We start from the raw sequence: 21,076 nt of genomic DNA, 5'->3' as shown, positions 1-21,076 counted from the left end.
GGAGGGCAGACGCATGTCCGGGGGCCACCGCCGTACGACCGTCCCGCGATCGGTCGGACGCCGGCCCCGAGACCGGTCATGCGCCCGTCCCGCGATCGGTCAGGCCTCTATCCCAACCGGTCAGGCCTCCATCCCGCGACCGTCGCAGATCGCCGGGCCACCCTCCGCCGCCCCCCCACTCACACTCACACTCACACTCAACCCCCACTCGCACCCGCACTCGTCACCCGATGTCAGGGGGATCGATCCGCACCCATACCGCCCCCTCGCCGGCGCTCCCTCCGCCCCGAGCCATCCGCGAAGCCTGCGCGGCCTTGAGCGCAGCCGCCAGCGCGGCCCCCCTCCCCGGCGGAACCCGCACCAGCACCCGCTCCCACCGCTCCCCAACGGGCGGCGCCCCCACCCTCCGAGGTCCCGCCGCCCCCGTCACGGGCAACGGCACGGGCCCCAGCAGTTCGGCCTCTTCCGGCAGTTCCGCGGCCGCCAGGAACTCGGCGAGCGCCTCCCCCGCCCCCGACACCGCGGCCATCCGCGACACCGGCGGAAAGCCCAACTCGGCCCGCTCCCCCAGCTCCCGCACCGCATGCCCCACGGGGTCCCAGCGCACCAACGCCTGCACCGGCCGCAGCGTGGGCTCGGCGACCACCACCACGGTGCCCCCGGCCTCCTGCGCCCGCACCAGCGCCGCCGCCGCGATCCAGCGCCGCAGCGCATCCTCCCCGGCCCGCAGATCGGGTCGCCCGAGCATGGCCCAGCCGTCCAGCAACAGCGCCGCCGCATATCCGCCCTCGGCGACCGGCTCCGCACCCGGCGTACTCACGACCAGTGCCGGTGCCCCCGGCACGGTGTCCAGCACATGCTCACGCCCGGACGTCCGCACCGGAACAGCCGGAAACGCCCGCCCCAGCTCCTCCGCGGTGCGCCGGGCTCCCACCACCTGCGCCCGCAACCGGAACCCCCCGCACTCCGGACAGTGCCAGGAGCCCTCCTCGCGCCCGCACCACCCGCACCTCAGCGCCGCTGCGGACTCCTGCCCCTCCAGCGGTCCGGCACAGTGCCGACACCGCGCGGGCTCCCGGCAGTTGGCACAGGCCATCCGCGGCACATACCCCCGCCGCGGCACCTGCACGAGCACCGGTCCGTGCCGCAGGCCCTCCCTGACGGCCTGCCAGGCGAGCGTGGGCAGCCGGGCCGCCCGCGCCGCCTCGTCCCGCGCGAGATCCTGGTCGCCGACGGTCCGCACCAGCGGGGCGACGGCCCGCACCTGCTCCCGCGAGGCCACGAGCGGCCGGGCCCACCCGCTCTCCACGAGCTGCGCGGCCTCCACGGTGCAGCTCCAACTCCCCAGCAGGAAGCCGCACTTGTCCTGCGCGGCCCGCAACAACAACACCTCGCGCGCATGCGGCTGCGGGGCGTGCGGCTCGCTGTGACTGTCGTCGCCGTCGTCCCACAGAGCGACGAGCCCCAGGTCCCGCACCGGGGCGAACATGGCGGCCCGCGTCCCGACCACGGCCCGCACGGCGCCCCGCCGCACGGCCAGCCACTCCCGATACCGCTTCTCGGGCCCGGCGTCGGCGGTCAGAACCGCATGCCGCCCCTCGCCCAGCACCGAGGTCAGGGCGGCGTCGACCCGTGCGACAGCCCGCCCGTCCGGCACGACGACGAGCGCGCCCCGCCCTGAGGCCAGGGTCGCGGCAACGGCCCTCGCCAGCTCCTCGCTCCACTCCGGCCCGGGCAGGGCGTTCCACACCGCGCGCGGCGCGCCCCCCGAGGCCAGTGACTCCAGAAACGCGCCCCCCCGCTCGTACCGCCCCCAGGACCCCGCCTCCGGCGCGGCGGGCGGCGGCAACGGCTCGGGCGAGGGCCGCTGCTCGGCACGGGCGCTACGAGGCGGCACGGCGAGCTGCAGCACATCGGCGAGGCTGCCCGCGTACCGGTCGGCGACGGCCCGCGCGAGCCCCAGAAGCTCCTCGCTGAGCACTGGCTCGGACGAGACGACCTGGGCGAGCGCCGCCAGCGGCCCGGAGTAGTCCGACTCCGCGAGCCGCTCGACGAGAAACCCGTCGATCAGCCCCCCGCCCTCACGCCGCCCTTCCCGGACCCGCCCCCGCCCGGCCCCGAAGCGCACCCGCACCCGCACCCCCGGCTGCGCGTCCGCGTCCAGCTCCTCGGGCACGGCGTAGTCGAAGTACCGGTCGAGATGCAGCACGCCCTTGTCGACCAGCACCCGCGCGACCGGCAACTCCTTGGCCAGCGCGGCCCCCCGCCAGGTCCGCGGCTTGGCCCGCGGCACCTTGGCGTTCCGCACACTCTCCCGAATGAGCGCAAGCTGCTCGGGCTGCGCTCCCTCGGCGCCACCGTCCACCGACCCGTTCTCGCTGCTCACGCTTGCATTCTTACCAAACCCCACTGACAACCGACGCCGCCCGAACCCGAAGGGACCGGCCAGTGACACGTGAGGCCCGGCATCCCGGGACGGCGCGAGGCCCGGCATCCCAGAGGGACACCGGGCCTCGCGGCGAGCCGCAGGGGGCTTACGGACCTACAGGCCCGCGGCCTTGCGCAGCGCCTCCACGCGGTCCGTCTTCTCCCACGTGAACTCCGGCAGCTCCCGGCCGAAGTGGCCGTACGCCGCCGTCAGGGAGTAGATCGGGCGCAGCAGGTCGAGGTCGCGGATGATGGCGGCCGGACGGAGGTCGAAGACCTCGTCGATCGCCTTCTCGATCTTGTCCGCGTCGATCTTCGCGGTGCCGAAGGTCTCGACGAACAGGCCCACGGGCTCGGCCTTGCCGATGGCGTAGGCCACCTGGACCTCGCAGCGCGAGGCAAGACCGGCCGCCACGACGTTCTTGGCGACCCAGCGCATCGCGTACGCCGCCGAGCGGTCCACCTTGGACGGGTCCTTGCCCGAGAAGGCACCGCCGCCGTGACGGGCCATGCCGCCGTACGTGTCGATGATGATCTTGCGGCCGGTCAGACCCGCGTCACCCATCGGGCCGCCGATCTCGAACCGGCCGGTCGGGTTGACCAGGAGACGGTAGCTGTCCGTGTCCAGCTTGATGCCCTCGTCCAGGAGCGCCTTGAGCTCCGGCTCCACCACGAACTCGCGGATGTCGGGGGCCAGCAGGGAGTCCAGGTCGATGTCCGACGCGTGCTGCGAGGAGACCACGACCGTGTCCAGACGGACCGCCTTGTCACCGTCGTACTCGATGGTGACCTGCGTCTTGCCGTCGGGGCGCAGGTAGGGGATGGTGCCGTTCTTGCGGACCTCGGACAGGCGCTTGGCCAGACGGTGCGCCAGGAAGATCGGCAGCGGCATCAGCGTCGGGGTCTCGTCCGTCGCGTAGCCGAACATCAGACCCTGGTCGCCCGCGCCCTGGCGGTCCAGTTCGTCGTCGTCGCCCTCGACCCGGTTCTCGTACGCCGTGTCGACACCCTGCGCGATGTCCGGGGACTGCGCCCCGATCGACACCGAGACACCGCAGGAGGCGCCGTCGAAGCCCTTCTTCGAGGAGTCGTAACCGATCTCCAGGATCTTGTCGCGCACCAGCTGGGCGATCGGCGCGTAGGTCTTGGTCGTGACCTCACCGGCCACATGCACCAGACCGGTGGTGATCAGGGTCTCGACAGCGACCCGGGAGGTCGGGTCCTCCTTGAGGAGCGCGTCGAGGATGGTGTCACTGATCTGGTCAGCGATCTTGTCGGGGTGGCCCTCGGTCACAGACTCCGAGGTGAACAGACGACGGGACACAACGCTCCCTGGGGTTGCAGCGGCTGCTGGCTGATCATTGGCGGACGGGCTCGGGGGCTGCGCCCGGCACAGTCCGAGAACAGTTTATCGGTCGTGCTCGGCCACCGGCCCCCCTGTCTCGCCTCTCGGAAGGGCCGTGACCTGCGGCACGGGCATTGTGCCCAATTCCGAGTGGACTTGGCCAGGGGCGCCACACCTCTACCGCGGAGGTACGTGGGGCCGAGAAACGGATGAAGCGTTCAGTGCAGGCGGCTCACCACCAGGTCCCAGACCGTTTCGGCCAGGAACTCCTTCGGGCCGTGCGGCACCGGGGTCTCGCTGCCGTCGGCGCCCAGCACCACCGCCTCGTTCTCCTCCGACCCGAAGGTCTTGCGCTCGCCCACCTCGTTGACGACGAGCAGGTCGCAGCCCTTGCGCTCCAGCTTCGTACGGCCGTTGGCCAGCACGTCGTCGGTCTCGGCGGCGAATCCGACGATCACCTGGCCGGGGCGGGCGCGCTCGGCCGAGATCTCGGCGAGGATGTCCGGATTCCGCACCAGGACGATGGGCTCGGGGTCCTGGCCGTCCTTCTTCTTGATCTTTCCGGCCGCGTAGGTCTGGGGCCGGAAGTCCGCGACCGCCGCCGCCATGACGACGGCGTCGGCGTCGGCCGCCGCCTTCAGGACCGCTTCGCGCAGCTGTACGGCCGTCCCCACGGGGACCACGTCCACGCCGGCGGGGTCCGGCATGCCGGTGTTAGCCGCGATCAGCGTGACCCGGGCGCCGCGCGCGGCCGCGGTGCGGGCCAGGGCGTACCCCTGCTTGCCGGAGGAGCGGTTGCCGAGAAAGCGGACCGGGTCGAGGGGCTCGCGGGTGCCGCCGGCGCTGACGACGACGTGCCGGCCCTCGAGGTCGGGCTCGGTGGCACCGCGGGCCAGCACCCGGCGGCAGACCTCGAAGATCTCGGCGGGGTCCGGCAGCCGGCCCTTGCCGGTGTCGACGCCGGTCAGCCGGCCGACAGCCGGTTCGATCACGAGGGCGCCGCGGCGCCGAAGCGTCGCCACGTTCTCCTGGGTGGCCGGGTGCTCCCACATCTCGGTGTGCATGGCGGGCGCGAAGACGATGGGGCAGCGGGCCGTGAGGAGCGTGTTGGTCAGGAGGTCGTCCGCCAGGCCGTGTGCCGCCTTGGCGAGCATGTCGGCCGTGGCCGGGGCCACCACGACGAGGTCGGCGTGCTGCCCGATGCGGACGTGCGGGACCTCGTGGACGTCGTCCCAGACCTCGGTCGAGACCGGCTTGCCGGACAGCGCGGACCATGTGGCGGCGCCCACGAAGTGCAGCGCGGAGGCGGTGGGGACGACGCGGACGTCGTGGCCTGACTCCGTGAGCCTTCTCAGCAGCTCGCAGGCCTTGTACGCGGCGATGCCGCCGCTGACCCCCAGCACGACCTTCGGCTTGTCCACCGTCTCTCCCCGGCTCGGCAACGTACGCGGGCGGCGTACGGGTCCATCACACACCACAGGCCCGGCAGTCGCGCTGCCGGGCCTGTGGATAAGTCAGCGAAAAGCTGAAAGTACTACTACTGCGCCGGGCCCTCGACGGCCTCGGACGTCAGCAGACCCGCGTTGATCTCGCGCAGGGCGATCGAGAGCGGCTTCTCGTGGACGTGGGTGTCCACCAGCGGACCGACGTACTCCAGCAGGCCCTCGCCGAGCTGCGAGTAGTACGCGTTGATCTGGCGGGCCCGCTTGGCCGCGTAGATCACGAGGCTGTACTTCGAGTCAGTGGCCTCGAGGAGCTCGTCGATCGGCGGGTTGATGATGCCCTCGGGCGCGGAGATGGAAGAGGACACGCTCTACCTTCCGATGGATGGGAAAGAATCAGTGCAGAGGATCAAGCCTCGATGAGCAGGCACGATCACACAACATCCACCAAGGCTAGCAGCTCGCGCGCCACGTCCTCGACGGAGGTGTTGACCAAGGTCACATCGAACTCGGGTTCAGCCGCCAGTTCGATCTTCGCCGCGTCCAGGCGGCGCTCGATCACCTCGGGCGGCTCGGTGCCACGTCCGGTGAGTCTGCGCACGAGCTCCTCCCAGGAGGGAGGAGCCAGGAACACCAGCTGGGCGTCCGCCATGGACTCACGGACCTGCCGGGCACCCTGGAGGTCGATCTCCAGGAGGACGGGCTCGCCCGCCTCCAGCCGCTCCAGCACGGCCGCACGCGGCGTGCCGTAGCGGTTGCCGGCGAACTCCGCCCACTCCAGCAGCTCGCCGTTGGCGATCAGCTTGTCCATCTCCTCGTCGGTGACGAAGAAGTACTGGACGCCGTGCTTCTCGCCGGGGCGGGGCTTGCGGGTCGTCGCCGACACCGAGAGCCAGACCTCGGGGTGTTCCTTGCGCATATGGGCGACGACCGTGCTCTTGCCGACCCCCGAGGGGCCGGAGAGCACGGTCAGCCGCGGACGTACGTCCGGGGGCTCGGGGGTCGTCCCCCGGAATGTTGCAGCCATGCAGCGATTATTCCAGCAATCCCGGAGTGCCCGGGACTGCCTGCCCGGAGTGACCCGGATCAGGAACCGGTGCTGCCGAACTCACGCTCCAGCGAAGCGATCTGGTTGGAGCCGAGGCCGCGTACACGACGGCTCTCGGAGATGCCCAGTCGTTCCATGATCTGCTTGGCGCGGACCTTGCCCACGCCCGGCAGGGATTCGAGCAGGGCGGAGACCTTCATCTTGCCGATGACGTCGTTCTCCTGGCCCTGCTTGATGACCTCGTGGAGAGAGGCGCCGGAGTGCTTGAGTCGATTCTTGACCTCGGCCCGCTCCCGGCGAGCCGCGGCGGCCTTTTCGAGCGCGGCTGCGCGCTGTTCAGGGGTAAGGGGCGGAAGAGCCACGCCTACGTCACCTCGGATGTCGAACTGTCGGATACGGACCGGTGAGGAACCTAGTCGCCCCACACCTGGGGAGCCACGAGCAACACGCTTGCCCGTTGACTCTGCGTCGGAGACTAGCGGCCAAGTCCGCCAGAGTCAGCGAGAACAGCGGAAAAGTCCTGGTCAGCCTCCGTCAGGCCGGACATTCCTGACATACTGCCCCGGATTTGAGGATGTATTCAGACTCAAGCGGTCCTCGAACCCCTCGCCGGAGGACTCGAACGAGGGGTTCGAACATCGTCATGCGCTCGGCAGCGCCGACCGGATCTCGTCCGCGAACCGCTCGGCGGAGTCGCGCAGCGCACCGGTGTCGGGGCCGTGCCGCAGCACTCCCCGGCTGACGTTCGGGACCACATTGCGGATCGCCGCCCCGAAGACCCGGGGAAGATCGGCCGGGGTGGCCCCCTGCGCACCGACGCCGGGCGCCAGGAGCGGACCGTTGATGTCGAGGTCGTAGGTCGACAGATCGCCCAGCGTGGCCCCGACGACGGCGCCGAAGGACCCCAGGGGCTCCTCGCCGGTGTTCTCGGCGGCCAGATGGGCCAGCATGGTCGCGCCGACGTTCCGGCCGTCCGCGCGGACCGCGTGCTGGACCTCGCCGCCCTCCGGGTTGGAGGTCAGGGCCAGTACGAACAGGCCCGCACCGCTCTCGCGTGCCAGCGCGACGGCCGGCGAGAGCGAGCCGTAGCCGAGGTACGGCGACACGGTCAGCGCGTCCGAGAACAGCGGGGAGTCCTTGCGCAGGAAGGCCTCGGCGTACGCGGCCATGGTCGAGCCGATGTCACCGCGCTTGGCGTCCATGAGGACCAGCGCACCGGCCGCGCGGGCCTCCTGGACGGTCTTTTCCAGGACGGCGACGCCGCGCGAGCCGAAGCGCTCGAAGAACGCGCTCTGGGGCTTGAACACGGCGACCCGGTCGGACAGCGCCTCGACGACCGTGCGGCTGAACCGCTCCAGACCGGCGACGTCGTCGGTCAGGCCCCACTCGGTGAGCAGCGAGGCGTGCGGGTCGATCCCCACGCACAGCGGGCCACGCTCGTCCATGGCGTGGCGCAGTCGGGCACCGAAGGGCTCGGTCATACGGTGATTTTCCTCACGTCGGCGCCGACCGCGTCGGCGAGGGTGGCGTACGGGCTCGTGCGCAGACGCGCAGCGAGGCCCTTGTGGACGGCGCGGGCCCAGAAGGGCCCCTCGTAGACGAAGGCGCTGTAGCCCTGGACCAGCGTGGCACCCGCCAGGATGCGCTGCCAGGCGTCCTCGGCGTTCTCGACGCCCCCGACGCCCACCAGGGTGATCCGGTCGCCCACGCGCGCGTACAGGCGCCTGAGGACCTCCAGGGACCGCTCCTTGAGGGGTGCCCCGGACAGGCCGCCCGTCTCCTTCATCAGGGCGGCTGCGGACTTCAGCCCCAGTCCCTCGCGCGCGATGGTCGTGTTGGTGGCGATGATGCCGTCCAGGCCGAGCTCGACGGCCAGGTCGGCGACCGCGTCGACGTCCTCGTCGGCGAGGTCGGGCGCGATCTTCACCAGGAGCGGGACCCGGCGGTTCGCGACGATCCGGTCGGCGGCCTCGCGGACGGCGGTCAGGAGCGGCCGCAGCGCCTCGGTGGCCTGGAGGTTGCGCAGGCCGGGTGTGTTGGGCGAGGACACGTTGACGACGAGGTAGTCGGCGAAGGGCGCGAGCCGCTCCGCGGACTTCACGTAGTCGCCGATCGCCTCGGCCTCGGGGACGAGCTTGGTCTTGCCGATGTTGACGCCCACGACGGTCTTGAAGACCAGCTCACGGGACGCCAGACGGGCCGCGACGGCCAGCGAGCCCTCGTTGTTGAAGCCCATGCGGTTGATGAGCGCACGGTCCGGCACCAGGCGGAACAGCCGCTTCCTGGGGTTGCCCGGCTGGGCCTCCCCGGTCACCGTGCCGATCTCGATGTGGTCGAAGCCCAGCATCGCCATGCCGTCGATCGCGACCGCGTTCTTGTCGAAGCCCGCGGCGAGGCCGAAGGGGCCGTGCATGCGCAGCCCGAAGGCCTCGGTGCGCAGCTCCTTGTAGCGGGGCGCGAGGGCGGCCGCGACGAAGGTGCGCAGCACGGGGACGCGGACGGCGAGCCGGATCCAGCGGAAGGCGAGGTGGTGGGCCTTCTCGGGGTCCATGCGCTGGAAGACGAGCTTGAAGAAGATCTTGTACATGGTGTCCTCATGAAGAGGGGGACACCGTTTCCGGTGTCCCCCTCAGGGCTGCTAGTCGCGGGCCGCGGTCAGGTGCTGCGCGTGTTCCTGGAGCGAACGGACTCCCACGTCACCGTGGTTGAGGGCGTCGATGCCCTGGACGGCGGCGGCGAGCGCCTGGACCGTCGTCAGACACGGGACCGACCGCGCCACGGCCGCCGTACGGATCTCGTAGCCGTCGAGGCGGCCGCCGGTGCCGTAGGGCGTGTTGACGATGAGGTCGACCTCGCCGTCGTGGATGTACTGGACGATGGTCTTCTCGCCGTTGGGACCGGGGCCCTCGGACTGCTTGCGCACCACGGTGGCGTTGATGCCGTTGCGCTTGAGGACCTCGGCCGTGCCGGAGGTGGCGAGCAGCTCGAAGCCGTGCGCGACCAGCTCACGTGCCGGGAAGATCATCGAGCGCTTGTCGCGGTTGGCGACCGAGATGAACGCGCGGCCCTTGGTGGGCAGCGGACCGTAAGCGCCGGCCTGCGACTTGGCGTACGCCGTGCCGAAGACGGAGTCGATGCCCATGACCTCGCCGGTGGAGCGCATCTCCGGGCCGAGGACGGTGTCGACGCCGCGGCCGTGGATGTCGCGGAAGCGCGACCACGGCATGACGGCCTCCTTGACGGAGATCGGCGCGTCCAGCGGGAGTTCACCGCCGTCGCCGTTGGCCGGGAGCAGGCCCTCGGCGCGCAGTTCGGCGACGGTCGCGCCCAGCGAGATGCGGGCGGCGGCCTTGGCGAGCGGCACCGCGGTCGCCTTCGAGGTGAAGGGGACGGTGCGGGACGCGCGCGGGTTGGCCTCCAGGACGTAGAGGATGTCGCCGGCCATCGCGAACTGGATGTTGATCAGGCCCCGGACGCCGACGCCCTTCGCGATGGCCTCGGTGGAGGCCCGCAGGCGCTTGATGTCGAAGCCGCCCAGGGTGATCGGCGGCAGCGCGCACGCCGAGTCGCCGGAGTGGATGCCGGCCTCCTCGATGTGCTCCATCACGCCGCCCAGGTAGAGCTCCTGGCCGTCGTAGAGGGCGTCGACGTCGATCTCGATGGCGTCGTCCAGGAAGCGGTCGACGAGGACCGGCCGCGAGGGGCTGATCTCGGTCGACTCGGCGATGTAGGACTCCAGGCGGGTCTCGTCGTAGACGATCTCCATGCCGCGTCCGCCGAGGACGTAGGAGGGCCGTACCAGGACCGGGTAGCCGATCTCGTCCGCGATGGCCTTCGCGCCGGCGAAGGTGGTGGCGGTGCCGTGCTTGGGGGCCGGCAGACCCGCCTCGGCGAGGACCCGGCCGAAGGCGCCGCGGTCCTCGGCGGCGTGGATCGCCTCGGGCGGGGTGCCCACGATCGGCACGCCGTTGTCCTTGAGCGCCTGCGCCAGGCCCAGCGGGGTCTGGCCGCCGAGCTGCACGATGACGCCCGCGACCGGGCCGGCCTGCTTCTCCGCGTGGACGACCTCCAGGACGTCCTCCAGGGTGAGCGGCTCGAAGTACAGCCGGTCGGAGGTGTCGTAGTCGGTGGAGACGGTCTCCGGGTTGCAGTTGACCATCACCGTCTCGTACCCGGCGTCCGACAGCGCGAAGGACGCGTGCACGCAGGAGTAGTCGAACTCGATGCCCTGGCCGATGCGGTTCGGACCCGAGCCCAGGATGATCACCGCGGGCTTGGTCCGGGACGCGACCTCGCTCTCCTCGTCATAGGAGGAGTAGAAGTACGGCGTCTTCGCGGCGAACTCGGCCGCGCAGGTGTCGACGGTCTTGTAGACCGGGCGTACGCCGAGCGCGTGCCGCACCTCGCGCACCACGTCCTCGCGCAGGCCGCGGATCTCACCGATCTGCTGGTCGGAGAAGCCGTGCCGCTTCGCCTCGGCGAGCAGATCGGCGTCCAGGCGCTCGGCGGCGGCCAGCTCGTCCGCGATCTCCTTGATCAGGAAGAGCTGGTCGACGAACCAGGGGTCGATCTTCGTGTACGCGAAGACCTCCTCGGGCGTGGCGCCCGCGCGGATGGCCTGCATGACGGTGTTGATCCGGCCGTCGGTGGGCCGTACGGACTCCTCCAGGAGGGCCGTCTTGTCGCCCGGCTCGCCCACGAAGGTGAACTGACTGCCCTTCTTCTCCAGCGAGCGCAGCGCCTTCTGGAAGGCCTCGGTGAAGTTGCGGCCGATCGCCATGGCCTCGCCGACCGACTTCATGGTGGTCGTGAGGGTGGAGTCGGCGGAGGGGAACTTCTCGAAGGCGAACCGCGGGGCCTTGACCACCACATAGTCGAGCGTCGGCTCGAAGGAGGCCGGGGTCTGCTCGGTGATGTCGTTCGGGATCTCGTCCAGCGTGTAGCCGACGGCGAGCTTCGCGGCGATCTTGGCGATCGGGAAGCCGGTCGCCTTGGAGGCGAGCGCCGAGGAGCGGGACACGCGCGGGTTCATCTCGATGACGATCACGCGGCCGTCCTCGGGGTCCACCGCGAACTGGATGTTGCAGCCGCCGGTGTCGACGCCGACCTCGCGGATGATCGCGATGCCGACGTCGCGCAGAACCTGGTACTCACGGTCGGTGAGTGTCATGGCGGGCGCGACGGTGATCGAGTCGCCGGTGTGCACGCCCATCGGGTCGAAGTTCTCGATGGAGCAGACGACCACGACGTTGTCGTTCTTGTCGCGCATCAACTCCAGTTCGTACTCCTTCCAGCCGAGGATGGACTCCTCCAGGAGCACCTCGGTGGTCGGCGAGAGGGTCAGGCCCTGGCCGGCGATCCGGCGCAGCTCCTCCTCGTCGTGCGCGAAGCCGGAGCCGGCGCCGCCCATCGTGAAGGACGGGCGGACGACGACCGGGTAGCCGCCGAGCGTCTCGACGCCCTTGAGGACGTCGTCCATGGAGTGGCAGATGACCGAGCGGGCGGACTCGCCGTGCCCGATCTTCTTGCGGACCTCCTCCACGACGTCCTTGAACAGGTCGCGGTCCTCGCCCTTGTTGATGGCCTCGACATTGGCGCCGATCAGCTCGACGCCGTACTTGTCGAGGGTGCCGGCCTCGTGCAGCGAGATCGCGGTGTTGAGGGCCGTCTGGCCGCCCAGGGTGGGCAGCAGGGCATCGGGGCGCTCCTTGGCGATGATCTTCTCGACGAACTCCGGGGTGATCGGCTCGACGTAGGTGGCGTCGGCGATCTCCGGGTCGGTCATGATCGTCGCCGGGTTGGAGTTGACGAGGATGACGCGCAGGCCTTCGGCCTTGAGCACGCGGCATGCCTGGGTGCCGGAGTAGTCGAACTCGGCGGCCTGGCCGATGACGATCGGGCCGGAGCCGATGACCAGGACGGACTGGATATCGGTGCGCTTAGGCACGCTGGCCCTCCATCAGAGATACGAAGCGGTCGAACAGGTAGGCGGCGTCGTGCGGGCCGGCTGCCGCTTCGGGGTGGTACTGGACGGAGAAGGCCGGCTGGTCGAGCAGCTGGAGCCCTTCCACGACGTCGTCGTTCAGGCACACGTGGGAGACCTCGGCGCGGCCGAACTTCGTCTCGCTGACCTTGTCGAGCGGCGCGTCCACGGCGAATCCGTGGTTGTGCGCGGTGACCTCGACCTTGCCGGTCGTACGGTCCTGGACCGGCTGGTTGATGCCCCGGTGCCCGTACTTCAGCTTGTAGGTGCCGAAGCCGAGGGCCCGCCCAAGGATCTGGTTGCCGAAGCAGATGCCGAACAGCGGCGTCTTCCGCTCCAGCACGGCGGTCATGAGCGCGACCGGGCCGTCGGCGGTCGCCGGGTCGCCTGGGCCGTTGGAGAAGAACACCCCGTCCGGTTCGACGGCGTAGACCTCGTCGACGCTCGCCGTGGCCGGCAGCACATGCACCTCGATGCCGCGCTGGGCCATGCGGTGCGGGGTCATGCCCTTGATGCCGAGGTCGATGGCGGCGACGGTGAACTTCGCGGTGCCGATCGGAACGGCTTCGCCGTCGGGGCCGACCGCGGGGACGACGTACGTCTCCTTGGTGGCGACCTCCTCGTACAGCGAGGCGCCCTTCATGTGCGGCTGGGCCTGCACGCGCGCGACGAGCTCGGGCTCGGCGGCGATCGCCTCGCCGGAGAAGATCCCGGCGCGCATGGAGCCGCGCTCACGCAGGTGGCGGGTGAGGGCGCGGGTGTCGATGCCGGAGATCCCGACGATGTCCTGCGCGACCAGCTCGTCCTCCAGGGAGCGCTTGGCCCGCCAGTTGGACGGCACGCGCGCGGGGTCGCGCACGACGTAGCCCGAGACCCAGATGCGGCGGGACTCGTCGTCCTCGTCGTTCCAGCCGGTGTTGCCGATCTGTGGGGCGGTCGCGACGACGATCTGGCGGTCGTACGAGGGGTCGGTCAGGGTCTCCTGGTAGCCGGTCATGCCGGTGGAGAACACGGCCTCGCCGAAGGTCTCCCCCACGGCCCCGTAGGCACGGCCGCGGAAGATCCGGCCGTCCTCCAGGACGAGTACCGCGGGGGCCTTGGTGGCCCCCCTTGTGGAGGTGGTCATCGTGCGCCTTCCGTTTCCGTCTTGTTGATCATGGAGTTAATGGCGTCGACCCAGTCCGTGTGCTCGGCCGCGTGGTCCGAGCGGAACCCCGAGTCGATCAGTCGCTCGCCGTGCGCCCAGGTCACGACGAGGAGTCCGCCCTCGGTCAGGACCTTGCCCGCGATGCCCTTGCCGAGCACGGCTTCCCGCAGGGCCTCGCGCGGGACGAAGAAGTCGGTCGCGCCGGGGCGCACGACGTCCAGTCCCGCGTCCGTCAGGGTGAGCTCGACCCGACTGCGGGTGCCCAGGCCGTGCGCCACGATCCGGTCGAGCCACTGGCCCGCGGTGGTGGAGCCGTGGTAGCGACCGCTCATGCTCAGTCTCGCCGGGCCGGGGTCGTCGGGCACGGCGGGGAGCTCGGGCAGGTCGCCCTGGAGCGTGCCGCGCCACTTCCAGCCCTCGCGCATCAGCCAGTAGACGAGCGCGACGAAGAGGGCGAGGCCGACGAGCCAGCCGATGCGGGCGGCCCAGTCGGTGACCTCGGCCGACTTCTTCTCGGCGGCGAGTCCGGCGGCGATCAGGGTTACTGGTGTCACGTGAGCTTCCCGTCGACGAGCGTGGCCTTGCCCCGGAGCCACGTGTGGGTGACACGGCCCGGCAGCTCACGCCCCTCGTACGGAGTGTTGCGGCTGCGCGAGGCGAAGCCCGCGGGGTCCACCGACCCACGGTATTCCGTGTCGACCAGCGTGAGGTTGGCGGGCTCACCAGCCGAGACGGGACGGCCGTGTCCGGTGGCCTGCCCGATGCGAGCGGGCGTGGCGGACATGCGCTCGGCGACCCCGGCCCAGTCGAGGAGCCCGGTGTCCACCATGGTCTCCTGCACCACTGACAACGCGGTCTCCAGGCCGACCATCCCCATGGCGGCGGCGGCCCACTCGCAGTCCTTGTCCTCGTGCGGGTGCGGGGCGTGGTCGGTGGCGACGATGTCGATGGTGCCGTCGGCCAGGGCCTCGCGCAGGGCGAGCACGTCCCGCTCGGTGCGCAGCGGCGGGTTCACCTTGTAGACCGGGTTGTACGTCCGCACCAGCTCGTCCGTGAGGAGCAGGTGGTGCGGTGTGACCTCGGCCGTGACGTCGATGCCGCGGGACTTGGCCCAGCGCACGATCTCGACGGACCCGGCGGTCGACAGGTGGCAGATGTGGACGCGGGAGCCGACGTGCTCGGCGAGCAGGACGTCCCGGGCGATGATCGATTCCTCGGCCACCGCGGGCCAGCCGCCCAGGCCCAGCTCGGCGGAGACGATGCCCTCGTTCATCTGGGCGCCCTCGGTCAGCCGCGGCTCCTGCGCGTGCTGGGCGACGACCCCGCCGAAGGCCTTCACGTACTCCAGCGCGCGGCGCATGATCACGGCGTCGTCGACGCACTTGCCGTCGTCGGAGAAGACGGTCACGCCGGCGGCCGACTCGTGCATGGCGCCCAGTTCGGCGAGCTTGCGGCCCTCCAGGCCGACGGTGACGGCGCCGATGGGCTGGACGTCGCAGTAGCCGTGCTCCTTGCCCAGCCGCCAGACCTGCTCGACCACACCGGCGGTGTCCGCGACCGGGAAGGTGTTGGCCATGGCGAACACGGCGGTGTAGCCACCGGAGGCGGCCGCGCGCGTACCGGTGAGGACGGTCTCGGAGTCCTCGCGGCCGGGCTCGCGCAGGTGGGTGTGCAGGTCGACGAGTCCCGGCAGCAGCACTTTGCCGTCGGCCTCGACGACCTCGGCGCCCTCGGCCGACAGACCGGCGCCCACCTGGGCGATGGTCGCGCCGTCGATCAGCACGTCCTGCGGCTCGCCGCCGAGCACCTTCGCACCACGGATCAGGATCTTGCTCATGTGACTTACTTCTCCTCGGTACGGGTGGGGCTGACGGCGGGCTCGTTGCCGCCCAGAAGCAGGTAGAGAACGGCCATCCGGATGGAGACTCCGTTTGCGACCTGCTCCACCACGGTGCAGCGGTCGGAGTCGGCGACCTCGGCGGTGATCTCCATGCCGCGGACCATCGGGCCGGGGTGCATCACGATGGCGTGCTCCGGCATCCGCGCCATGCGGTCGCCGTCCAGGCCGTAGCGCCGCGAGTACTCGCGCTCGGTCGGGAAGAACGCGGCGTTCATGCGCTCGCGCTGGACGCGCAGCATCATCACCGCGTCGGACTTGGCGAGCGTGCTGTCGAGGTCGTACGACACCTCGCAGGGCCAGGTCTCGACGCCCACCGGCACCAGGGTGGGCGGGGCGACGAGGGTGACCTGGGCGCCGAGGGTGTGCAGCAGGTCGACGTTGGAGCGGGCGACCCGGCTGTGCAGGACGTCCCCGACGATCGTGATGCGCTTGCCGGCGAGGTCCTGGCCGATGCCCGCGTCCCGCCCGACGAGCCGGCGGCGCATGGTGAACGCGTCCAGCAGGGCCTGGGTGGGGTGCTGGTGGGTGCCGTCACCGGCGTTGATGACGGCCGCGTCGATCCAGCCGGAGTTGGCGAGGCGGTACGGCGCTCCGGAGGCACCGTGGCGGATGACGACGGCGTCGACGCCCATGGCCTCCAGGGTCTGGGCGGTGTCCTTCAGGGACTCGCCCTTGGACACGCTGGAGCCCTTGGCGGTGAAGTTGATGACGTCCGCCGAGAGCCGCTTCTCGGCGGCCTCGAAGGAGATACGCGTACGCGTGGAGTCCTCGAAGAAGAGGTTGACGATCGTGCGGCCGCGCAGGGTCGGCAGTTTCTTGATCGGCCGGTCGGCGACCCGGGCCATCTCCTCGGCGGTGTCGAGGATCAGGACGGCGTCGTCGCGGGTGAGGTCGGCGGCCGAGATGAGATGACGCTGCATCTGTCAGGCTCCGTAAGGCAGTTCAGGTATCGGGAGGATCCGGGCAGGCGAGGGCGCACCGAGAAGTGCCCCCATGCACCTGCTGCTAGGTCTGCTTCACACCGAGCAGCACGGTGTCGCGACCGTCCTCCTCGACGAGCTGGACCTTGACCGTCTCCCGCAACGACGTGGGGAGGTTCTTGCCGACGTAGTCGGCGCGGATGGGCAGTTCGCGGTGGCCTCTGTCGACGAGGACCGCGAGCTGGACCGCGCGGGGCCGCCCGATGTCGTTCAGGGCGTCCAGGGCGGCGCGGATGGTGCGGCCGGAGAAGAGCACGTCGTCGACGAGGACCACCAGGCGGCCGTCGATGCCGTCACCCGGGATCTCGGTGCGGGCCAGCGCTCGCGGCGGGTGCATGCGCAGGTCGTCGCGGTACATGGTGATGTCGAGCGAACCGACCGGAATCACGCGGTCGGTGATCTCCTCGAGCTTCGCGGCGAGCCGCCGGGCGAGGAAGACGCCCCGGGTGGGGATGCCGAGGAGCACCACGTCGTCGGCGCCCTTGGCGCGTTCGACGATCTCGTGGGCGATACGGGTCAGCACGCGCGCGATGTCGGGGCCTTCGAGAACGGGCCGGGCATCGGACGCCTGGATGTCGGAAGTGTCCTGCTTGTCCATACGAAACGGACCTCCTTCTCCGCCTCACGGGACGGACCTTAAAGGACGTCGGATTTGCGCCATCCACGGTAGCAGGCCGGGACGGGGCCCCTGATCACCCCCTTGGCCCAATCGGTCCCCACTCTCACGGAAGCGTCGGTGTGGACCATTCGGCTTGACGCAGAAGAGTCACGCTGCGTAACCTCACAGTGAGTTACCAGACGCGCGGCTCGAAACCACTGCGGCCGCGTCGATCCAGTGTCCGGGGAGCTATATGTCCAGCGAATACGCCAAACAGCTCGGGGCCAAGCTCCGGGCCATCCGCACCCAGCAGGGCCTTTCCCTCCACGGTGTCGAGGAGAAGTCCCAGGGACGCTGGAAGGCGGTCGTGGTCGGTTCGTACGAGCGTGGCGACCGCGCGGTGACCGTGCAGCGTCTTGCCGAGTTGGCGGATTTCTACGGCGTTCCGGTGCAGGAGCTGCTGCCCGGCACCACTCCGGGCGGGGCCGCCGAGCCGCCGCCGAAGCTGGTGCTTGACCTGGAGCGGCTGGCCCACGTCCCGGCCGAGAAGGCGGGCCCCCTCCAGCGTTACGCCGCGACGATCCAGTCCCAGCGCGGTGACTACAACGGCAAGGTGCTGTCGATCCGCCAGGACGACCTGCGCACACTCGCCGTCATCTACGACCAGTCGCCCTCGGTCCTCACCGAGCAGCTGATCAGCTGGGGCGTGCTGGACGCGGACGCGCGTCGCGCGGTGTCCCACGAGGACAGCTGAGCCGCTCCCAGCCAGAGCAGAAACGTGCCGCCGGGGTGGCCGGAACTTCACGGTTCCGGCCACCCCGGCGGCTTTCTGCGGGCCTCGGGGAGCTTTCACGTACACACACGCCTGAGGGCCCGCAACGCTCACGCTGCGGGCCCTCAGGCAATTCGCGTCTCGAGCCGCCTCGGCGTCTCGGCTTACGCCTCGTCTCGGCGCAGCGACGGCTTCAGGTCCTTGAGCCGGCCCAGCAGGCCGTTCACGAACGAGGGCGACTCGTCCGTGGAGAACTCCTTGGCCAGCTGCACCATCTCGTCGAGCACCACCGCGTCCGGGGTCTCGTCGGCCCAGATCAGCTCGTAGGCGCCCAGACGCAGGATGTTGCGGTCGACGACCGGCATCCGGTCCAGCGTCCAGCCGACCGAGTACTGCGCGATCAGCTCGTCGATGCGCTGCGCGTGCTCCGCGTAGCCCTCGACCAGCTGCATGGTGTACTCGCTCACCGGCGGCTGCCGGGTGTCTTCCCGGGAGTGCCGGATCCAGTCCGCGAGGACCGTCAGGACGTCGGCGTCGCGCTGGTCACCCTCGAAGAGGATCTGGAAGGCGCGCTTGCGGGCCGTGTTGCGGGCAGCCACGGTTAGCTGTTCACCCGGCCGAGGTAGTCGCTCGTGCGGGTGTCGACCTTGATCTTCTCACCGGTGGTGATGAAGAGCGGGACCTGGATCTGGTGACCGGTCTCCAGGGTGGCGGGCTTGGTGCCGCCGGTGGAGCGGTCGCCCTGGAGGCCCGGCTCGGTCTCCTGCACGACGAGCTCGACGGCGGCCGGCAGCTCGACGAAGAGCACCTCGCCCTCGTGCTGCGCGACGGTGGCCGTGAAGCCCTCGATCAGGAAGTTGGCAGCGTCGCCGACCGTCTTGCGGTCGATCATCAGCTGGTCGTAGGTGTCCAGGTCCATGAAGACGAAGTACTCGCCGTCCATGTACGAGAACTGCATGTCGCGCTTGTCGACAGTGGCCGTCTCGACCTTGACGCCGGCGTTGAACGTCTTGTCGACGACCTTGCCGGACAGCACGTTCTTGAGCTTGGTGCGCACGAATGCGGGGCCCTTGCCGGGCTTGACGTGCTGGAACTCGACGACGGACCAGAGCTGGCCGCCTTCGAGCTTGAGCACCAGGCCGTTCTTGAGGTCGTTCGTGGAAGCCACGGTTGCGGAATCTCCTGGACTGACGTGGACGACCCCGGCGCACGCACGTTGCCTAAAGTGCGAGCAGCTCCTTGGTCGTGATGGTGAGTAGCTCGGGTCCGCCGTCCGCCTCGGGGCGTACGACGAGCGTGTCATCGATCCGGACGCCGCCCCGTCCCGGGAGGTGGACCCCCGGTTCGACGGTGACCGGCACGCAAGCGTCCAGTTTACCCATGGCCGCGGGGGCCAATTGCGGGTCCTCGTCGATTTCGAGTCCCACACCGTGTCCGGTGAGGGTCGGGAGCCCCTCATGGTGGCCCGCGGACTCCAGCACCTGGCGTGCCGCCCGGTCCACATCACGGTAGGCGGCGCCGGGTGCCAGCGACTCCCGTCCGGCCCGCTGAGCGGCGAAGACGAGGTCGTAGAGCTCGATCTGCCAGTCGGCGGGGGACGTACCGATGACGAAGGTACGGCCGATCTCGCAGCGGTAGCCGCGGTAGTTCGCGCCCAGGCAGACGGAGAGCAAGTCGCCCTCCTCGACGCGGCGGTCGGTGGGGCGGTGGCCGGGGCGCCCGGAGTTCGGGCCGGCGCCGACGGAGGTGGCGAAGGCCGGGCCGTCGGCGCCGTGGTCGACGAGGCGGCGCTCCAGTTCGAGGGCGAGGTGGCGCTCGGTGCGGCCGACGAGGATGGACTCCAGGAGTTCGCCCAGTGCCTGGTCGGCGATCTCCGCGCCGATGCGCAGGCAGGAGATCTCCTCCTCGTCCTTGATGACGCGGAGCTGTTCGACCGCGCCGCCGAGGTCGGCGAGGCGCAGCCGCGGGACGACCGATCGGATGGCCCTGTGGCGGGCCATGGTGAGGTGGTGTTCCTCGACGGCGAGGGATCCCCAGCCCCGTGCCTCCGCGAGGTCGGCCGCCGCCACGGCGGGGTCGCCGCCGGCGCGGGAGAGGGTGTGCAGCCGCAGGGCCTCGTCCGGACGGCCGTCCGTGCGGTCGTCCAGTGGGCCGGGGCAGAGCAGCACGTCCTCACCGGCGCCGAGCAGGAGGACGGCGCCGCGGGGGGCGGTGCCCGCGAGGTAGCGGACGTTGGCGGGGCGGGAGATCAGCGCGGATTGGCTACCGCCGGCTTGGCAGCGGTCTCTCAGGCGGGCTCTCCGGGTGACGTACACCTCTGACATAAGTCGAGCGTAGGAGCCTTGCGAGTGCGGCGCCGTTCGAGGAAGGCCGAGTGGGGGTCGGCCGTAGCCCGCGGACCGGTGGGGGCTGGTCGCGCAGTTCCCGCGCCCCTTCAGGGGCGCTACCAGGTCGGTGGGCTCGCGATGGAGCGTGCCAGTACGTCGTCCAGGACCCTCGCCGTCTGCGGTACGTCCATCTGGGAGTTGTCGATGATCGGCAGGCCCGAGCCGTACCAGCCGGCCATCCGACCGTGGATCCGTGCCACCTCCTCGTCCGTCAGGCGGCGATTGCCGGAACGCTCCGCGTTGCGCTCCAGGACGATCTCCAGGCCGGGCAGCAGGACCACCGGCAGCAACCCCGGGCCCACGTGCCGCTTCCAGCCGCCGAGGCCGACCACCGGCCGGTCCGGGAAGACCGCGTCGTCGAGGATGCAGGAGATGCCGTTGGCGAGGAAGTTGCGGGCGGCGAAGCCACAGGTGCGGCGGGCGAGGCGGTACTGGGCCTCGGAGTGGTCGTTCCAGCCGGACTGCGGGTCGGCGAAGCCCGAGCGGACCCACTCGCGTACGTCGTCGAGGCTGATGTGGGCGGTGGGGACCCGGCGATGGTCGGCCCAGTACTTGGCGACGCTCGTCTTTCCGGCGCCCGCAGGACCGATGAGCAGCACCGCGAGGGTGGTGCCCGCGGGGTCGGGCGCGGCGACGGGCGGCGTGCTGGGCGCGCCCACGGGTGCGCCGGTCGGCAGGGGCACATGGCCGGTGGTGTCCGGTACCGGCCCCGGTGAGTGCTGCGGCGCGGGCGGGACCGGGGAGTGCTGCGGCGCGGGCGGTACCTGGGAGTGCGGGGGCGTCGGCGGTACCGGGGCCGGGGCGAAGCCCGGTGCCGACGGTGGTGGGGGCACCGGGGCGGAGCCCTGGTGCGCACCCGGGTGATGCGGTCCCGGGTGGTGTGCGGCCGGCGACCAGCCGGCGGCCGGTCCGTGCCCCGGCTGATGGGGCGGCGGCAGCGGAGAACCCACTGCGTGCTGCATCCGGTGCCACTCCGTCTCGTCTTTTTCGGCTTGCTCGCCTCGGGGGCGCTCGCGTCGGTGCCGCGAGCCCGACCGGGCGCGGCCC

At 70.8% G+C, this 21,076-nt stretch carries 19 protein-coding genes; 1 reads left to right on the top strand and 18 read right to left on the bottom strand.

All coding sequences use genetic code 11. The features are described 5' to 3' along the window. Positions 1-223: 223 nt before the first annotated feature. From D1369_RS34025 to pyrR, 14 genes are all read right to left on the bottom strand, one after another. Positions 224-2,386, bottom strand: coding sequence for a primosomal protein N' (locus D1369_RS34025; RefSeq protein ID WP_007380673.1), 2,163 nt, complete (start codon positions 2,384-2,386; stop codon positions 224-226). A 156-nt stretch (positions 2,387-2,542) separates the two neighbouring features. Continuing rightward, on the bottom strand, positions 2,543-3,751 hold the full coding sequence (gene metK / locus D1369_RS34020) for a methionine adenosyltransferase (protein WP_007380674.1): 1,209 nt from the start codon (positions 3,749-3,751) through the stop codon (positions 2,543-2,545). A gap of 239 nt (positions 3,752-3,990) precedes the next feature. Further along, positions 3,991-5,193: a bifunctional phosphopantothenoylcysteine decarboxylase/phosphopantothenate--cysteine ligase CoaBC gene (gene coaBC, locus D1369_RS34015; RefSeq protein ID WP_037899301.1), complete on the bottom strand. Its 1,203-nt coding sequence runs from the start codon at positions 5,191-5,193 to the stop codon at positions 3,991-3,993. A 116-nt stretch (positions 5,194-5,309) separates the two neighbouring features. Then, a complete protein-coding gene (rpoZ, locus tag D1369_RS34010) occupies positions 5,310-5,582 on the bottom strand; it encodes a DNA-directed RNA polymerase subunit omega (RefSeq protein WP_003988945.1) in 273 nt (90 codons plus the stop codon). A gap of 65 nt (positions 5,583-5,647) precedes the next feature. After that, positions 5,648-6,241 carry a guanylate kinase gene (gmk, locus tag D1369_RS34005; protein WP_007380676.1) on the bottom strand — a complete coding sequence of 198 codons (594 nt, stop codon included), beginning with the start codon at positions 6,239-6,241 and terminating at the stop codon, positions 5,648-5,650. Between the two features lie 59 nt (positions 6,242-6,300). Further along, positions 6,301-6,624, bottom strand: coding sequence for an integration host factor (locus tag D1369_RS34000; protein ID WP_003977346.1), 324 nt, complete (start codon positions 6,622-6,624; stop codon positions 6,301-6,303). 279 nt (positions 6,625-6,903) lie between these two features. Then, positions 6,904-7,743 carry an orotidine-5'-phosphate decarboxylase gene (pyrF, locus tag D1369_RS33995; RefSeq protein ID WP_007380677.1) on the bottom strand — a complete coding sequence of 280 codons (840 nt, stop codon included), beginning with the start codon at positions 7,741-7,743 and terminating at the stop codon, positions 6,904-6,906. Continuing rightward, positions 7,740-8,849 carry a quinone-dependent dihydroorotate dehydrogenase gene (locus D1369_RS33990; protein WP_007380678.1) on the bottom strand — a complete coding sequence of 370 codons (1,110 nt, stop codon included), beginning with the start codon at positions 8,847-8,849 and terminating at the stop codon, positions 7,740-7,742. Before D1369_RS33990 ends, pyrF begins: the two co-directional genes overlap by 4 nt. 51 nt (positions 8,850-8,900) lie before the next feature. Then, on the bottom strand, positions 8,901-12,209 hold the full coding sequence (carB, locus tag D1369_RS33985) for a carbamoyl-phosphate synthase large subunit (RefSeq protein ID WP_007380679.1): 3,309 nt from the start codon (positions 12,207-12,209) through the stop codon (positions 8,901-8,903). Next, on the bottom strand, positions 12,202-13,371 hold the full coding sequence (gene carA, locus D1369_RS33980) for a glutamine-hydrolyzing carbamoyl-phosphate synthase small subunit (RefSeq protein WP_007380680.1): 1,170 nt from the start codon (positions 13,369-13,371) through the stop codon (positions 12,202-12,204). The genes carB and carA overlap by 8 nt, the downstream gene beginning before the upstream one ends. Next, complete coding sequence (locus D1369_RS33975) at positions 13,368-13,946, bottom strand: hypothetical protein (protein ID WP_007380681.1); 579 nt, start codon at positions 13,944-13,946, stop codon at positions 13,368-13,370. Before D1369_RS33975 ends, carA begins: the two co-directional genes overlap by 4 nt. Next, positions 13,943-15,229 (bottom strand): dihydroorotase, encoded by a 1,287-nt coding sequence (locus D1369_RS33970; RefSeq protein ID WP_007380682.1) that lies wholly within the window; start codon positions 15,227-15,229, stop codon positions 13,943-13,945. The genes D1369_RS33975 and D1369_RS33970 overlap by 4 nt, the downstream gene beginning before the upstream one ends. A gap of 5 nt (positions 15,230-15,234) precedes the next feature. Beyond that, complete coding sequence (locus D1369_RS33965) at positions 15,235-16,212, bottom strand: aspartate carbamoyltransferase catalytic subunit (RefSeq protein ID WP_007380683.1); 978 nt, start codon at positions 16,210-16,212, stop codon at positions 15,235-15,237. Positions 16,213-16,297: 85 nt separating this feature from the next. Further along, positions 16,298-16,870 (bottom strand): bifunctional pyr operon transcriptional regulator/uracil phosphoribosyltransferase PyrR, encoded by a 573-nt coding sequence (gene pyrR, locus D1369_RS33960; RefSeq protein ID WP_007380684.1) that lies wholly within the window; start codon positions 16,868-16,870, stop codon positions 16,298-16,300. Positions 16,871-17,123: 253 nt separating this feature from the next. Between pyrR and bldD the strand changes: the two genes are divergently transcribed. Further along, on the top strand, positions 17,124-17,624 hold the full coding sequence (bldD, locus tag D1369_RS33955; RefSeq protein ID WP_007380685.1) for a transcriptional regulator BldD: 501 nt from the start codon (positions 17,124-17,126) through the stop codon (positions 17,622-17,624). A 182-nt stretch (positions 17,625-17,806) separates the two neighbouring features. On the opposite strand, the gene nusB is transcribed toward bldD, so the two are convergent. The 4 genes from nusB to D1369_RS33935 all read right to left on the bottom strand — a co-directional run bounded on the left by nusB (position 17,807) and on the right by D1369_RS33935 (position 20,991). After that, on the bottom strand, positions 17,807-18,241 hold the full coding sequence (nusB, locus tag D1369_RS33950) for a transcription antitermination factor NusB (RefSeq protein WP_007380686.1): 435 nt from the start codon (positions 18,239-18,241) through the stop codon (positions 17,807-17,809). A gap of 2 nt (positions 18,242-18,243) precedes the next feature. Continuing rightward, the gene (gene efp, locus D1369_RS33945) at positions 18,244-18,810 is read right to left on the bottom strand and encodes an elongation factor P (RefSeq protein WP_007380687.1); all 567 of its coding nucleotides are present in this window, start codon (positions 18,808-18,810) and stop codon (positions 18,244-18,246) included. A 52-nt stretch (positions 18,811-18,862) separates the two neighbouring features. Continuing rightward, positions 18,863-19,966 (bottom strand): aminopeptidase P family protein, encoded by a 1,104-nt coding sequence (locus D1369_RS33940; protein ID WP_007380688.1) that lies wholly within the window; start codon positions 19,964-19,966, stop codon positions 18,863-18,865. 119 nt (positions 19,967-20,085) lie between these two features. Then, positions 20,086-20,991 carry a Pro-rich N-terminal domain-containing protein gene (locus D1369_RS33935; protein WP_037899304.1) on the bottom strand — a complete coding sequence of 302 codons (906 nt, stop codon included), beginning with the start codon at positions 20,989-20,991 and terminating at the stop codon, positions 20,086-20,088. Positions 20,992-21,076: the final 85 nt, after the last annotated feature.

It is taken from the genome of Streptomyces sp. CC0208 (assembly GCF_003443735.1).
Lineage (GTDB): Bacteria > Actinomycetota > Actinomycetes > Streptomycetales > Streptomycetaceae > Streptomyces > Streptomyces sviceus.
The sequence above is the reverse complement of the archived record's forward strand: the minus strand, read 5'-3'. Positions and strand labels throughout refer to the sequence as shown.

What these genes read in the sequence shown, in the direction of transcription:
- D1369_RS33965 (WP_007380683.1), bottom strand. Translation starts at nt 16,212, where the DNA reads ATGCAGCGTCATCTCATCTCGGCCGCCGACCTCACCCGCGACGACGCC.
- gmk (WP_007380676.1), bottom strand. Translation starts at nt 6,241, where the DNA reads ATGGCTGCAACATTCCGGGGGACGACCCCCGAGCCCCCGGACGTACGT.
- pyrF (WP_007380677.1), bottom strand. Translation starts at nt 7,743, where the DNA reads ATGACCGAGCCCTTCGGTGCCCGACTGCGCCACGCCATGGACGAGCGT.
- carA (WP_007380680.1), bottom strand. Translation starts at nt 13,371, where the DNA reads ATGACCACCTCCACAAGGGGGGCCACCAAGGCCCCCGCGGTACTCGTC.
- D1369_RS33970 (WP_007380682.1), bottom strand. Translation starts at nt 15,229, where the DNA reads ATGAGCAAGATCCTGATCCGTGGTGCGAAGGTGCTCGGCGGCGAGCCG.
- pyrR (WP_007380684.1), bottom strand. Translation starts at nt 16,870, where the DNA reads ATGGACAAGCAGGACACTTCCGACATCCAGGCGTCCGATGCCCGGCCC.
- D1369_RS33990 (WP_007380678.1), bottom strand. Translation starts at nt 8,849, where the DNA reads ATGTACAAGATCTTCTTCAAGCTCGTCTTCCAGCGCATGGACCCCGAG.
- bldD (WP_007380685.1), top strand. Translation starts at nt 17,124, where the DNA reads ATGTCCAGCGAATACGCCAAACAGCTCGGGGCCAAGCTCCGGGCCATC.
- D1369_RS33935 (WP_037899304.1), bottom strand. Translation starts at nt 20,991, where the DNA reads ATGCAGCACGCAGTGGGTTCTCCGCTGCCGCCGCCCCATCAGCCGGGG.
- D1369_RS33940 (WP_007380688.1), bottom strand. Translation starts at nt 19,966, where the DNA reads ATGTCAGAGGTGTACGTCACCCGGAGAGCCCGCCTGAGAGACCGCTGC.